Here is a 14275-nt window from a genome sequence, read left to right as displayed (position 1 = left end):
AGTCCGGCGATGGTTTCAGTCTAGGCACAAACCTGTGGGAGCGAGCTTGCTCGCGAAGAGGCCGGCACATTCAACATTGATGCTGACTGGCTAAACGTCTTCGTCGGATCGCAGCCCGGAGCAAGCTCGCTCCCACAATGATTCAGCGCTGCCTGAAACGACCGGAAACCGGCGCTCAGTATATCGATCCGGCCCAACAATCGTGGGGCCGGGCGCACATTTGTCGCTAAAAGTTACTCCAGTGCCTTCCAGATATCCGTGGCGTACTCGCGGATCGTCCGGTCGGACGAGAACCAGCCCATGCGCGAGGTATTCAGCACCGCCGAACGCCACCAGTTGTTGGAGTCGTGCCAGAGCGCGTCGACACGCATCTGCGCCTCCCAGTAGGAGTCGAAATCGGCGCAGACCAGGAACCGGTCGTAATCCACCAGCGAGTCGATCAGCCCGGTGTAGCGCGACGTGTCGTCCGGCGAGAACACCCCGCTGCGGATCGCCTGCAACACATCGTTGAGGCGATGGGACGCAGCGATATCCGGCAAGGCGCTGAACTCGTGGTTCTGCTTGCGCGCCTCGACCTGCTGGGCACTGAGGCCGAAAATGAACATGTGCTCGGCGCCAATACGCTCGCACATTTCCACGTTGGCGCCGTCGAGGGTACCGATGGTCAGCGCGCCGTTCAGGCCGAACTTCATGTTACTGGTGCCCGAGGCCTCGAAACCGGCGGTGGAGATCTGCTCCGACAGGTCAGCCGCCGGAATGATGCTTTCCGCCAGGCTGACGTTGTAGTTGGGCAGGAACACCACTTTGAGCAGGCCGCGCACGGTCGGGTCGTTGTTCACCACCCGGGCGATGTCGTTGGTCAGCTTGATGATCAGCTTGGCCTGGTGATAACTCGCCGCTGCCTTGCCGGCGAAGATTTTCACCCGCGGCACCCAGTCGATTTCCGGCTCGGCGCGGATCGCCTGATACAGCGCGACGGTGTGCATCAGGTTGAGCAACTGGCGTTTGTATTCGTGGATCCGTTTGACCTGCACGTCGAACATCGCCGCCGGATTGACCGCGATCCCCAGCCGTTCATGGATCAGGTAAGCGAGGGCCTTTTTGCTGTGCAGCCGCTGTTCGGCAAAGGCTTTGCGGAAGGCGGGTTTCTCGGCGAACGGCTCAAGATCGAGCAGACGCTGTTCCGGGTTATCCAACACGTCCGGGCCGAGGGAATCGACCAGCATCGACGTCAGTTCCGGGTTGGCTTGATACAGCCAGCGGCGGAAGGTGATGCCGTTGGTCTTGTTGTTGATCCGCTCCGGATACAGCTTGTGCAGTTCGGAGAACACGGTTTTGCGCATCAGTTGCGTGTGCAGGCCAGACACGCCGTTGACGCTGTGGGAACCGAGAAACGCGAGATTGCCCATGCGCACCCGGCGGCCGTTGTCTTCCTCGATCAGCGACACCGCGCGCAGCACGTCGAAATCGTGGATGCCCTTGGCCCGCAGCGAATCGATGTGCTGGGCGTTGATCAGGTAAATGATCTGCATGTGTCGCGGCAACATGCGCTCCATCAGCCCCACCGGCCAGGTTTCCAGCGCTTCGGGCAGCAGCGTGTGGTTGGTGTACGACAGCGTATCGACGGTGACTTGCCACGCCGCGTCCCAGGCCACGTCGTAGACGTCGACCAACTGGCGCATCAGTTCGGCAACGGCGATCGAGGGGTGCGTGTCGTTGAGCTGGATTGCCGCGTGATCGCCGAGAGTCAGTACCGAGGTGTGCATGTTGCGGTGACGGCGCAGCAAATCCTGAAGCGACGCGGCGACGAAGAAGTATTCCTGACGCAGGCGCAGTTCCTGCCCGGCTTCGGTGCTGTCCGCCGGGTAGAGCACGCGGGAAATACTTTCGGCCCGGGCCACTTCGGCGACCGCTCCGAGGTGGTCACCGGCGTTGAAGCGCTCCAGGTGCAGATCTTCCATGGCCCGGGCCCGCCACAGGCGCAAAGTGTTGACGCTTGCCCCGCGCCAGCCGACCACCGGGGTGTCGTAGGCAATCGCCCGGACGGTTTCCGCCGGATGCCAGACCTGTTTGCTCTTGCCACTGACATCGGTGACGGTCTCGACGCTGCCACCAAAGCCGATGGAATACACGACTTCCGGCCGCTCGAACTCCCAGGGATTGCCGAAATCCAGCCAGTGCTCGGTCTGTTCCTGTTGCCAGCCGTCGACGATGGCCTGGCGGAACAACCCGTGCTCATAACGAATCCCGTAGCCGTGGCCGGCGATGCCGAGGGTCGACATGCTTTCCATGAAGCACGCCGCCAGGCGTCCGAGGCCACCGTTGCCCAGCGCCGCATCCGGCTCCAGGATGCGGATGCGCTCCAGATCGACGCCCAGTTCGGTCAGCGCTTCACGGGCGACGTCCAGCAGACCGAGGTTGCTCAGGCTGTCGTACAGCAAGCGGCCGATGAGAAATTCCAGCGAGAGGTAATACACCCGCTTCTGGCCTTTGCGGTAGATCTGCCGGGTGTGGTCCATCCAGTGCTCGACCATGTGATCGCGCGCCGCCAGCGCGATGGCTTCGAACCAGTCATGGTCGAAGGCGTGATCCGGGTCTTTGCCCACCGCGTAGGTGAGTTTGGTCAGGACGGCGTCGCGGAATGCGGCCACCTCTGCTTCGCGAACTAGTGGTTCTTGAGTCATCGATAGGACCTCGAGCGAGCGGGGAATTGTCAGAGCCTAGACGGTCTGACCGACGGTAGGGGCTCTGGTTCGGCAGTTTTTCCTGAGAGTGAGACTTCGTCCGGCATTACCTTGGCGAATGCCTTAATGAATGCAGGGGCCGTGCCGAATTGTCGGACGATGCTCGTGCATGAAGAAAAAATCTGGCGAAAGGTTGTTCAAAAATCCACCAGTCCCGGTATGATCGCGCGCCCTGATGCACACGCCTGGTAAACACCGATGATGAAGCCCAACCTGATCGCCGCAGCCGAGATCGACCGTCTCGATACCTGGGCCAAATATTCGGCCCCGATGTGCGGCTCGTGCGTTTCCAGCTGCTGCACGCTGCCGGTCGAGGTCAAGATCAAGGATCTGGTGCGCATCGGTGTGGTCGACGAGTTCGAACTGGGCGACCCGCCGAAGAACATCGCCAAGCGTCTGCAAAAAGAAGGTCTGGTCGAGCGCTTCAACCAGAAGTCGGGGATCTTCACCCTGCAGCGCATGAGCAACAACGATTGCTATTACCTGGATCGTAAGAGCCGCCTGTGCACCATTTATGACAAGCGCCCGGACACCTGCCGCAACCACCCGAAGATCGGCCCGCGCCCGGGCTATTGCGCGTACAAGCCGAAGGAAGTGGAGCGGGTGCAGAATTCGCGGTCGATCGAACGCTTCTGATCCCGACGCCTGATCGTTCCCACGCTCCGCGTGGGAATGCAGCCCGGGACGCTCCGCGTCCCAAGAGCCGAACGCAGAGCGTCCGTTGAGGCATTCCCGCGCAGAGCGTGGGAACGAGACTTTCAAAAGCCAGACAAACAAAAACGCCCCCGGTCTCTCGACCGGGGGCGTTTTTTTCAGCCTTGGCTAAATCTTATGCCTTGGCTTTCTTGGCAGCGCGGGTACGCTCGCTTTCGTCCAGGATCTTCTTGCGAAGACGGATGGACTTAGGAGTGACTTCGCACAGCTCGTCTTCCTGGATGTATTCCAGAGCCTGTTCCAGGGTGAAGCGAACAGGTGGGACCAGAGCGATGGTTTCGTCTTTACCCGAAGCACGCATGTTGTCGAGCTTCTTGCCTTTGGTAGGGTTCACACCCAGGTCGTTGTCGCGGGAGTTCTGACCAACGATCTGACCGTTGTAGATCTCCTGGCCGTGTTCTACGAACAGCTTGCCACGAGCCTGCAGGGTTTCCAGGGAGTAGGTCAGCGCCTTGCCGGTTTCAACCGAAACCAGAACGCCGTTCTGACGGCCGGACATGTGGCCCGACTTCACTGGAGCGTAACGGTCGAAGATCGAGGTCAGGATGCCAGCACCGTTGGTCAGGGTCAGGAACTGGTTACGGAAACCGATCAGACCGCGAGCAGGGATGTTGTATTCCAGACGAACACGGCCCTTGCCATCCGGCACCATGTTGCTCAGGTCGCCTTTACGCAGACCCATTTCTTCCATGACCTTGCCCTGGGATTCTTCAGGGATGTCGATGGTTACGTTTTCGAACGGTTCCTGCTTCACGCCGTCAACTTCACGGATGATCACTTCAGGACGGCCCAGCGCCAGCTCGAAGCCTTCGCGACGCATGGTTTCGATCAGTACCGAGAGGTGCAGCTCACCACGGCCGGAAACCTTGAACTTGTCAGCCGAGTCGCCTTCTTCAACGCGCAGTGCAACGTTGTACAGCAGCTCTTTGTCCAGACGATCCTTGATGTTACGGGAGGTCACGAACTTGCCTTCTTTACCGCAGAATGGCGAGTCGTTTACCTGGAAGGTCATGGAAACGGTTGGCTCGTCAACGGTCAGAGGCTTCATCGCCTCGACGTTGTTGATGTCACACAGGGTGTCGGAGATGAACAGCTCGTCGAAACCACTGATGCAGACGATGTCGCCGGCCGCTGCTTCTTCAACGTCAACGCGGTGCAGACCGTGGTGACCCATCAGCTTCAGGATACGACCGTTGCGGCGCTTGCCGTCGGCGCTGATAGCGACAACCGGGGTGTTCGGCTTGACGCGACCACGGGCGATACGGCCAACACCGATAACACCCAGGAAGCTGTTGTAGTCCAGAGCGGAGATCTGCATCTGGAACGGACCGTCACGGTCAACAGCCGGAGGCGGAACGTGGTCGACTACCGCCTGGTACAGCGCGGTCATGTCTTCGCCCATGGCGGTGTGGTCCAGACCGGCGATGCCGTTCAGGGCCGAAGCGTAAACAACCTGGAAGTCCAGTTGTTCTTCAGTAGCGCCCAGGTTGTCGAACAGATCGAAGATCTGGTCCAGAACCCAGTCAGGACGCGCGCCCGGACGGTCAACCTTGTTGATGACCACGATTGGACGCAGGCCGGCTTCGAAAGCCTTCTTGGTCACGAAACGGGTTTGCGGCATAGGGCCGTCTTGGGCGTCGACCAGCAGCAGCACGGAGTCAACCATGGACATAACGCGCTCAACTTCGCCGCCGAAGTCGGCGTGGCCCGGGGTGTCCACGATGTTGATGTGGTAGCCGTTCCAGTTGATGGCGGTGTTTTTCGCCAGAATGGTAATGCCGCGCTCTTTTTCCTGGTCGTTGGAGTCCATCACGCGCTCGTCGTTGAGCTCGTTGCGCTCCAGGGTGCCGGATTGACGCAGGAGTTTGTCTACCAGGGTGGTCTTACCATGGTCAACGTGGGCAATGATGGCGATGTTGCGTAGATTTTCGATCACTTGTGTATCTCGATCAGAGGATTCGGTTTGCTGACAAGTCTTGGCAGCGATTGACAGTAGTGTCCGGCATGGCCGTTACAGCTTGACGGCGGTGTCGGGGGGCCGGTGACGCAGGCCACAGGCAAACAGCCCCGGGCACTTAGCTCGGTCGATAAACGCGCACATTGGCATGCCCCTCACTGAGCAAATGGTGGGCATGCAGGCGACTCATCACGCCTTTGTCGCAATACAGCAGGTACTGGCGAGTAGGGTCCAGTTCCTTGAAACGAGCGTTCACTGCGTAGAACGGCATCGTCTGTACCTCTATGCCGGCGAGCTCCAGCGGGTCATCCTCGGCGGCATCCGGGTGACGGATGTCGATGACGATCTGACCAGCCAGCGCTTCGCTGACTTCTTCGATCTGCAAATCCTGGCCCAATTCGTCGATCACCCGATCGATCGGCACCAGTCTGGCGTTTGCGAGCGCACGCTCGAGCACCGCCATGTCGAATTCCTGCTCTTCGTGCTCGACCCGGCCACGCTTGGCGGCGGTCTTCGGGTTGACCGAGATGACGCCGCAGTATTCCGGCATGTGCCGGGCGAAATCACCGGTACCGATCTGGTCGGCCGTGTCGATGATATCCTGCTTGTGGGCGACGATCAGCGGTCGCAGCACCAGCTTGTCGGTGACGCAATCGATGACCGACAGGTTCGGCAACGTCTGGCTCGACACCTGGGAAATCGCTTCGCCGGTGACCAGCGCATCGATGTGCAGGCGTTCGGCAATGTTCGACGCCGCGCGCAACATCATACGCTTCAATACGACGCCCATATGACTGTCGTCGACCTTGCCGAGAATTTCGCCCAGTACTTCTTCGAACGGAACACTGACAAATAGCACGCGTTGCGAGCTGCCGTACTTCTTCCAGATGAAATGCGCGACTTCCATCACGCCCAATTCGTGGGCACGACCGCCCAGGTTGAAGAAGCAGAAGTGCGCCATCAGGCCGCGACGAATGATCTGGTACGCGGCAACCGTCGAGTCAAAGCCGCCGGACATCAATACCAGCGTCTGCTCCAGCGCACCGAGCGGATAGCCGCCGATGCCATTGTGTTGGCTGTGGATCACGAACAACCGTTTGTCGCGAACTTCGATGCGAACTTCGATTTCCGGCTGTTTCAGGTCGATTCCGGCAGCGCCACACTCACGGCGCAGCTTGCTGCCGACGTATTTTTCGACGTCCATCGAGCTGAATGCATGCTTGCCTGCACGCTTGCAGCGCACCGAAAAGATCTTCCCGGCCAGCGCATCGCCGTAGTGCTGCTTGCACTTCTCGGTGATGTCGTCGAAGTCACCCAGCGAGTACTCGTCGATCTGCAGGAAGTGCGCGATGCCCGGCATGCAGGTCAGGCGTTCGCCCATCTCTTTCAGGGCCTTGGGGTCGGTGACGCGGGTTTCCAGCTCGAGATTGTCCCACACACCGTTCACCACCACGGCCGGGTCCAGGTCGCGGAGCACGGTGCGGATGTTCTTGGCCAGTTGGCGGATGAATTTCGTCCGGACAGGTCGGCTTTTGATGGTGATCTCGGGGAAGACTTTTACGATTAGTTTCATGAAAACAGCGCGCGCAGGGCCAGCCGAAAAAGGGGGGCGCGGATTATAGCGGAAATTGCTCAAGGTTTAACCAGTTAATGTGCAGAAGGTTTTGTGCGCACCAAAACGGGTCATTTTTCGATTTGAGCGCTACATTAAAGGGCGAGATTTTCGCCTTTAAGGCGCTTTCGACCTTTAGAAGCGTGAATTTGGGGCAAAAAACCCATGCTGGGGCACTGGCATGCAATTTGCTCCCTTGTGAGGCAGGTTGCCTTGGCAGAGTATTCGCGCCGGCATCACCACTATTAAGGGCATCCACTACCCGCCCTAATTCACCCGGAGGACACTATGTCGAAGTCGGTTCAACTCATCAAAGATCATGACGTCAAGTGGATTGATCTGCGCTTCACGGACACCAAAGGCACTCAGCACCACGTGACCATGCCGGCTCGCGATGCGCTGGAAGACGACTTCTTCGAAGTTGGCAAGATGTTCGACGGTTCCTCCATCGCTGGCTGGAAAGGCATCGAAGCCTCCGACATGATCCTGCTGCCGGACGACGAAACCGCCGTTCTGGACCCGTTCACCGAAGAGCCGACCCTGATCCTGGTCTGCGACATCATCGAACCTTCGACCATGCAAGGTTACGATCGCGACCCGCGCGCCATCGCCCACCGCGCCGAGGAATACCTGAAGACCACCGGTATCGGTGACACCGTATTCGCCGGTCCAGAGCCAGAGTTCTTCATCTTCGACGAAGTGAAGTTCAAGTCCGACATCTCCGGTTCCATGTTCAAGATCTACTCCGAGCAAGGCTCGTGGATGTCCGACCAGGACGTGGAAGGCGGCAACAAAGGCCACCGTCCAGGCGTGAAAGGCGGCTACTTCCCGGTTCCGCCGTTCGACCACGACCACGAAATCCGTACTTCCATGTGCAACGCGCTGGAAGAGATGGGCCAGACCGTTGAAGTTCACCACCACGAAGTGGCAACTGCCGGTCAGAACGAAATTGGTGTCAAGTTCAACACCCTGGTGAAGAAAGCTGACGAAGTTCAGACTCTGAAATACGTTGTACACAACGTTGCCGACGCCTACGGCCGCACTGCGACCTTCATGCCGAAGCCGCTGTACGGCGACAACGGTTCGGGCATGCACGTTCACATGTCCATCTCCAAAGATGGCAAGAACACCTTCGCAGGTGAAGGTTATGCCGGCCTGTCCGATACCGCCCTGTACTTCATCGGCGGCATCATCAAGCACGGTAAGGCCCTGAACGGCTTCACCAACCCGGCCACCAACTCCTACAAGCGTCTGGTGCCAGGCTTCGAAGCTCCAGTGATGCTGGCCTACTCCGCTCGCAACCGTTCCGCCTCGATCCGTATTCCTTACGTCAACAGCCCACGCGGCCGTCGTATCGAAGCCCGTTTCCCGGATCCGGCTGCCAACCCGTACCTGGCTTTCGCAGCACTGCTGATGGCCGGCCTGGACGGTATCCAGAACAAGATCCACCCAGGCGATGCTGCCGACAAAAACCTGTACGACCTGCCGCCTGAAGAGGCGAAAGAGATCCCGCAAGTTTGCGGCAGCCTGAAAGAAGCCCTGGAAGAGCTGGACAAGGGCCGTGCGTTCCTGACCAAGGGCGGCGTGTTCTCCGACGACTTCATCGATGCTTACATCGCGCTGAAATCCGAAGAAGAAATCAAGGTCCGCACCTTCGTACACCCACTGGAATATGAGCTGTACTACAGCTGCTGATCCGGTAGCGCCGCGCTACGCGGCGTGACAAAAAGAGGCCTCCTTCGGGAGGCCTTTTTTGTGCCCGGATGTTTGATCGTTCCCACGCTCTGCGTGGGAATGCAGCCCGTGACGCTCCGCGTCACCGGACGCGGAGCGTCCCTTGAGGCGTTCCCACGCAGCGTGGGAACGATCAACCGAATAATCTCTGGATGTGTGCTGGGTTGGGCCAACCGCCGCGCCTGGCCTATGCTGCAACCCATCGCTTTCGTTACCGGTCGATTTCATGGGTCGCACCTTTCTCTACATTCTGCTGCTGATCGCCCTGCCCGCCGCCGCGCAGATCTACAAGTACACCGACGCCAGCGGCAACACGGTGTACAGCGATCACGCGCCGGACGGCGTGCAGGCGCAAGCGGTGGATTTGCCGCCGCTCAATAGCGTCCAGCCGCAGGCACCGAGTGCGCCATCGTCAGACACGGTTAGCCAAGCGCCGGCGCGCAATGCCTATGAAGTATTGGAGCTGACCGGCCTGCCCACCGAGGAAGCCCTGCGCGCCAACAACGGCACGTTCACGGTCAGTGTGCTGATCAAGCCGCGCCTGCAACCGCCGCATCAATTGCGTCTGCTGCTGGACGACGCGCCCTATGGCCAGCCGAGCAATGTGCCAATCCTGCAACTGGTGAATGTCGACCGGGGCGAACATCGGCTGGCGGTGCAGGTGATCGATGGCGAGGCGATCCTTCAGCAAAGTCCGGCGGTGGTGTTCACCGTGCAGCGGGTGCACAAACCATGATGCGGGGATTGATTGCCTTGTGCCTTTCACTGATCGCGCTCGGCGCATCGGCCGAGGTGTTCACTTACATCGACGCACAGGGCAATCGCGTCTACACCGATCAACCGCATGGCAACGCCAAGCGTGTACCGCTGGCCACCAGCAATCGCATGGCCTCGAATCCGACCGGCGCTGCACCGGTCACGCCTTCGAAAAAATCAGCAGAGCCGCCGCTGTTCCACTACGACATGCTGCGGGTGCTGATCCCCGAGCCGGATGCGACCATCCGCAGCAGCGCCGGCGAGCTGATCGTCAGCGTCACCAGCGAGCCGGGCCTGCAAAGAGGTCATCTGTATCGTCTGCTGCTGGATGGCCAGGCCGTCGGTGAGCCCGGCCTGAGTCCGGTGTTCCCGCTGAGCAACATTGATCGTGGCAGCCACAACCTGTCGGTGGAAATCCTCGATGCACACGGCCGAACCGTAGAGAAAACCGCCAACCAGCCGTTCCACATGCAGCGCATCTCCCTGGCGCAGAAGCGTCAGGTCAAACCGTGCGTCAGCGCCGACTATGGCGTGCGCCCGGAATGTCCGCTGAAAGACAAACCCGCTGAACCGAAAAATCCTTTCCTGCGTTTCTTCTGACGCCGTTCAGCTTTGCGCACTATATTGGTGCAATACGCTGCACCGTACTCACATTCCAACCCATTTTGGTTCGAAAGTACCCGCCAGAGCGGTTTGACTGCCACGCAAACGAGCGTCAAACGCCCGTTTCAGGGGTTGAACGCTTCTTTTCGGAGCCTTGGTTTGGTTTTTGCATTTTCCTCGCATCAGCGCTGTATCCCTGCGCGCGCCATGCTCCAAAAGAGGTCCTCATGACCATCAGTGACGCACTGCATCGCTTGCTACTCGACAACCTGACCACCGCCACTATCCTGCTCGACAGCGAATTGCGCCTCGAGTACATGAACCCGGCGGCGGAGATGCTGCTGGCCATCAGCGGTCAGCGCAGCCATGGGCAGTTCATCAGCGAGCTGTTCACCGAGTCCACCGAGGCGCTCAACTCGTTGCGCCAGGCGGTGGAACAGGCGCACCCGTTCACCAAGCGCGAAGCGATGCTCACTGCCCTCACCGGCCAGACCCTGACCGTGGATTACGCGGTGACGCCCATCCTCAGCAACGGTGCGACCCTGCTCCTGCTGGAAGTCCATCCCCGTGACCGCCTGTTGCGGATCACCAAGGAAGAGGCGCAGCTGTCGAAGCAGGAAACCAGCAAGATGCTGGTGCGCGGCCTCGCCCACGAGATCAAGAACCCGCTGGGCGGCATCCGAGGCGCCGCGCAACTGCTGGCCCGGGAACTGCCGGAAGACAGCCTGCGCGACTACACCAACGTGATCATCGAAGAGGCCGACCGCCTGCGCAATCTGGTCGACCGCATGCTCGGCTCGAACAAACTGCCGTCGCTGGCCCTGTGCAATGTCCACGAAGTGCTGGAGCGCGTCTGCCAACTGGTCGAGGCCGAAAGTCAGGGCTGCATCACGCTGGTGCGCGATTACGACCCGAGCATTCCCGACGTCCTGATCGACCGCGAACAAATGATTCAGGCGGTGCTGAACATCGTGCGCAACGCGATGCAGGCCATCAGCAGCCAGAACGAGCTGCGCCTGGGCCGCATCAGCCTGCGTACCCGCGCCATGCGTCAGTTCACCATCGGCCACGTCCGCCATCGTCTGGTGACCAAGATCGAGATCATCGACAACGGCCCGGGCATTCCGGCGGAACTCCAGGAAACCATCTTCTTTCCCATGGTCAGCGGCCGTCCGGACGGTACCGGGCTGGGCCTGGCCATTACCCAGAACATCATCAGCCAGCACCAGGGCCTGATCGAGTGTGACAGCCATCCAGGCCACACCACGTTCTCGATCTTTCTGCCACTGGAACAAGGAGCCACATCGACATGAGCCGTAGTGAAACCGTGTGGATCGTCGATGACGACCGTTCTATCCGTTGGGTTCTGGAAAAAGCCCTGCAACAGGAAGGCATGACCACCCAGAGCTTCGACAGTGCCGATGGCGTGATGAGCCGCCTCGCGCGCCAGCAGCCGGACGTGATCATCTCCGATATCCGCATGCCCGGTGCCAGCGGCCTGGACCTGCTGGCGCGGATCCGCGAGCAGCACCCGCGGCTGCCGGTGATCATCATGACCGCTCACTCCGATCTGGACAGCGCTGTCGCCTCCTACCAGGGCGGCGCGTTCGAGTACCTGCCCAAGCCGTTCGACGTCGACGAAGCCGTGTCGCTGGTCAAGCGCGCCAATCAGCACGCCCAGGAACAGCAAGGCCTGGAAGTCGCACCGACCCTGACCCGCACCCCGGAAATCATCGGCGAAGCGCCGGCGATGCAGGAAGTGTTTCGCGCCATCGGGCGCTTGAGCCACTCCAACATCACCGTGCTGATCAACGGCGAATCCGGGACCGGTAAAGAACTGGTGGCTCACGCCCTGCACCGCCACAGCCCGCGCGCGGCCTCGCCGTTCATCGCGCTGAACATGGCGGCGATTCCGAAAGACCTGATGGAATCCGAGCTGTTCGGCCACGAGAAAGGTGCCTTCACCGGTGCGGCCAACCTGCGTCGCGGCCGTTTCGAGCAGGCCGATGGCGGCACGCTGTTCCTCGATGAAATCGGTGACATGCCAGCAGACACCCAGACCCGACTGCTGCGGGTGCTGGCCGATGGCGAGTTCTATCGCGTTGGCGGGCACGTGCCGGTCAAGGTCGATGTGCGAATCATCGCCGCGACGCACCAGAATCTGGAAACCCTGGTTCACGCCGGGAAATTCCGTGAGGACTTGTTCCACCGCCTCAACGTGATCCGCATCCACATCCCGCGCCTGTCGGACCGTCGCGAAGACATCCCGACCCTGGCCAAGCACTTCCTCAGCCGCGCCGCGCAAGAACTGGCGGTCGAGCCGAAGCTGCTGAAAAGCGAGACCGAGGAATACCTGAAAAACCTGCCGTGGCCGGGCAACGTGCGTCAGCTGGAAAACACCTGCCGCTGGATCACGGTAATGGCCTCCGGGCGCGAGGTACACATCAGCGACCTGCCACCGGAACTGTTGAGCCTGCCGCAGGACTCGGCGCCGGTGACCAACTGGGAACAGGCGCTGCGCCAGTGGGCCGACCAGGCCCTGGCGCGCGGTCAGTCGAGCCTGCTCGACAGCGCGGTGCCGGCGTTCGAGCGGATCATGATCGAGACCGCACTCAAGCACACCGCCGGGCGTCGTCGCGATGCTGCGGTGCTGCTGGGCTGGGGCCGGAACACCTTGACCCGCAAGATCAAGGAACTCGGCATGAAGGTCGATGGCGGGGATGACGATGAGGGCGATGAAGGCTGAGATTCAGCGCCCGCCTGCACCGCCGCAAGGCACCGTGACCCTTAATCGGGCACGGCCACTGACTCAGTCTTGCACTGTAAACCGCTGAAAATCCCATCCTGTGAAAAGACGAAGGCCCCGTATTACGGGGCCTTCGTCATTGTGCCGGGCTTTTTTGTTTCAAAACGAGAAAACCTGGCACGCCCCCTGCAACAGCTCAATCAGGTGATTCGATTCACCCACCCTTTCGGGGGCCTTGGTACAGGCAGGCCGGGGATTCCCCTCTTTACACCGGACTCATCGAGTCCACCCTTTTGGGGCCCTTGATACAGGCAGGTCAGGGGTTCCTTCTTTACACCGGCTCAGAACGCGATGCGATGAGCCCGCCCGTTTCGGGAACCTTGGTACAGGCAGGCCGGGGATTCCCTCTTTTATTGCTCCCGGAGATGGATCTCCAGCCGCCAGCGGTCATCGACCGCCTGGCCGGCCCAGTCGCCCTGCAGCGGCCGCGCCGCCACCAGCGTCAGCAACAATCCCCCGTCACTCAACCGCGTCCGCCAGTTCAGGTCCTTGCCGTTGAACTTGAGCTGGCCTTTTTGCGCCTTGCCTTCGGCCTCAAACAGCAGCGCAATGCTGCCATCGACGATCTCGCCGTGCAGCTTCGGCTCGTTGTTGAACCAGACCGCCAGACCGCCATCGATCACCTCGACCTGCTGCAAGACGGTCGGGTCAGGTGTGGTCAAACGGCCGATCATCATCCCGACCATCACACCAACGATCGCCAGTGAAGCCATCACCCGTGGGAATAGTTTCGAACGCGGATCCGCTTGCGGCGTAGAATGCGCGTCATCTTTACCTTCGGAGCCGTGCATGTTTCACGTCATCCTTTTTCAACCGGAAATTCCGCCGAACACCGGCAACGTTATCAGGCTGTGCGCCAACAGCGGCTGCCACCTGCATTTGATCGAACCGCTGGGCTTCGAGATGGACGACAAGCGCCTGCGCCGCGCCGGTCTCGACTACCACGAGTATGCCACTTTGCAGCGCCATGCCGACCTTGCCAGCTGCCTGGAAAGCCTCGGTCATCCACGGCTGTTCGCCTTCACCACCAAGGGTTCGCGGCCGTTTCACGATGCCGCGTTCGTCCCCGGCGATGCGTTCATCTTCGGCCCGGAAAGCCGTGGCCTGCCGCCGGAAGTGCTCGACGCCCTGCCCGGCGAACAGCGCCTGCGCCTGCCGATGCGCGAAGGCTGCCGCAGCCTGAACCTGTCCAACACCGTGGCAGTGGCCGTGTACGAAGCGTGGCGGCAGAACGACTTCAAGTAACGCCCAAAAACAACTGTGGGAGCGAGCTTGCTCGCGATAGCGGTGTGTCAGACGACATCAATGTCACCTGACCCTCCGTAATCGCGAGCAAGCTCGCTCCCACA

Annotated in this window: 11 protein-coding genes; 7 read left to right on the top strand and 4 right to left on the bottom strand. The window is 60.5% G+C overall.

Going from position 1 to position 14275, the window contains the following annotated elements:
* Positions 1-233: 233 nt before the first annotated feature.
* A complete protein-coding gene (locus IHQ43_RS01860; protein WP_192563180.1) occupies positions 234-2684 on the bottom strand; it encodes a glycogen/starch/alpha-glucan phosphorylase in 2451 nt (816 codons plus the stop codon).
* 258 nt (positions 2685-2942) lie between these two features.
* Between IHQ43_RS01860 and IHQ43_RS01855 the strand changes: the two genes are divergently transcribed.
* Positions 2943-3380 (top strand): YkgJ family cysteine cluster protein, encoded by a 438-nt coding sequence (locus IHQ43_RS01855; protein WP_007952500.1) that lies wholly within the window; start codon positions 2943-2945, stop codon positions 3378-3380.
* Positions 3381-3573: 193 nt separating this feature from the next.
* On the opposite strand, the gene typA is transcribed toward IHQ43_RS01855, so the two are convergent.
* Together typA and thiI are read right to left on the bottom strand one after the other, a co-directional pair.
* Positions 3574-5394: a translational GTPase TypA gene (gene typA, locus IHQ43_RS01850; RefSeq protein WP_007952502.1), complete on the bottom strand. Its 1821-nt coding sequence runs from the start codon at positions 5392-5394 to the stop codon at positions 3574-3576.
* Positions 5395-5533: 139 nt separating this feature from the next.
* On the bottom strand, positions 5534-6988 hold the full coding sequence (thiI, locus tag IHQ43_RS01845; RefSeq protein ID WP_192563179.1) for a tRNA uracil 4-sulfurtransferase ThiI: 1455 nt from the start codon (positions 6986-6988) through the stop codon (positions 5534-5536).
* A gap of 327 nt (positions 6989-7315) precedes the next feature.
* On the opposite strand from thiI, the gene glnA reads away from it, so the two are divergent.
* From glnA to ntrC, 5 genes are all read left to right on the top strand, one after another.
* Positions 7316-8722, top strand: coding sequence for a type I glutamate--ammonia ligase (gene glnA / locus IHQ43_RS01840; RefSeq protein WP_179692968.1), 1407 nt, complete (start codon positions 7316-7318; stop codon positions 8720-8722).
* A gap of 265 nt (positions 8723-8987) precedes the next feature.
* Positions 8988-9497: a DUF4124 domain-containing protein gene (locus IHQ43_RS01835; protein WP_192563178.1), complete on the top strand. Its 510-nt coding sequence runs from the start codon at positions 8988-8990 to the stop codon at positions 9495-9497.
* On the top strand, positions 9494-10117 hold the full coding sequence (locus IHQ43_RS01830; protein WP_192563177.1) for a DUF4124 domain-containing protein: 624 nt from the start codon (positions 9494-9496) through the stop codon (positions 10115-10117). Before IHQ43_RS01835 ends, IHQ43_RS01830 begins: the two co-directional genes overlap by 4 nt.
* Before the next feature lie 230 nt (positions 10118-10347).
* Positions 10348-11433, top strand: coding sequence for a nitrogen regulation protein NR(II) (gene glnL / locus IHQ43_RS01825; protein WP_007952516.1), 1086 nt, complete (start codon positions 10348-10350; stop codon positions 11431-11433).
* Positions 11430-12866 (top strand): nitrogen regulation protein NR(I), encoded by a 1437-nt coding sequence (gene ntrC, locus IHQ43_RS01820; protein ID WP_007952518.1) that lies wholly within the window; start codon positions 11430-11432, stop codon positions 12864-12866. The genes glnL and ntrC overlap by 4 nt, the downstream gene beginning before the upstream one ends.
* 410 nt (positions 12867-13276) lie before the next feature.
* Here ntrC and IHQ43_RS01815 read toward each other — a convergent pair whose 3' ends face one another.
* Positions 13277-13717: a hypothetical protein gene (locus IHQ43_RS01815; RefSeq protein ID WP_192563176.1), complete on the bottom strand. Its 441-nt coding sequence runs from the start codon at positions 13715-13717 to the stop codon at positions 13277-13279.
* Here IHQ43_RS01815 and IHQ43_RS01810 point away from each other — a divergent pair.
* Positions 13716-14171, top strand: a complete 456-nt coding sequence (locus tag IHQ43_RS01810) for a tRNA (cytidine(34)-2'-O)-methyltransferase (RefSeq protein WP_007952520.1) — start codon at positions 13716-13718, stop codon at positions 14169-14171. The genes IHQ43_RS01815 and IHQ43_RS01810 overlap by 2 nt on opposite strands.
* The last annotated feature ends 104 nt before the right edge of the window (positions 14172-14275 follow it).

The sequence above is a fragment of the Pseudomonas gozinkensis genome, from assembly GCF_014863585.1.
Lineage (GTDB): Bacteria > Pseudomonadota > Gammaproteobacteria > Pseudomonadales > Pseudomonadaceae > Aquipseudomonas > Aquipseudomonas gozinkensis.
This window is presented reverse-complemented; position numbering and strand designations above follow the sequence as displayed.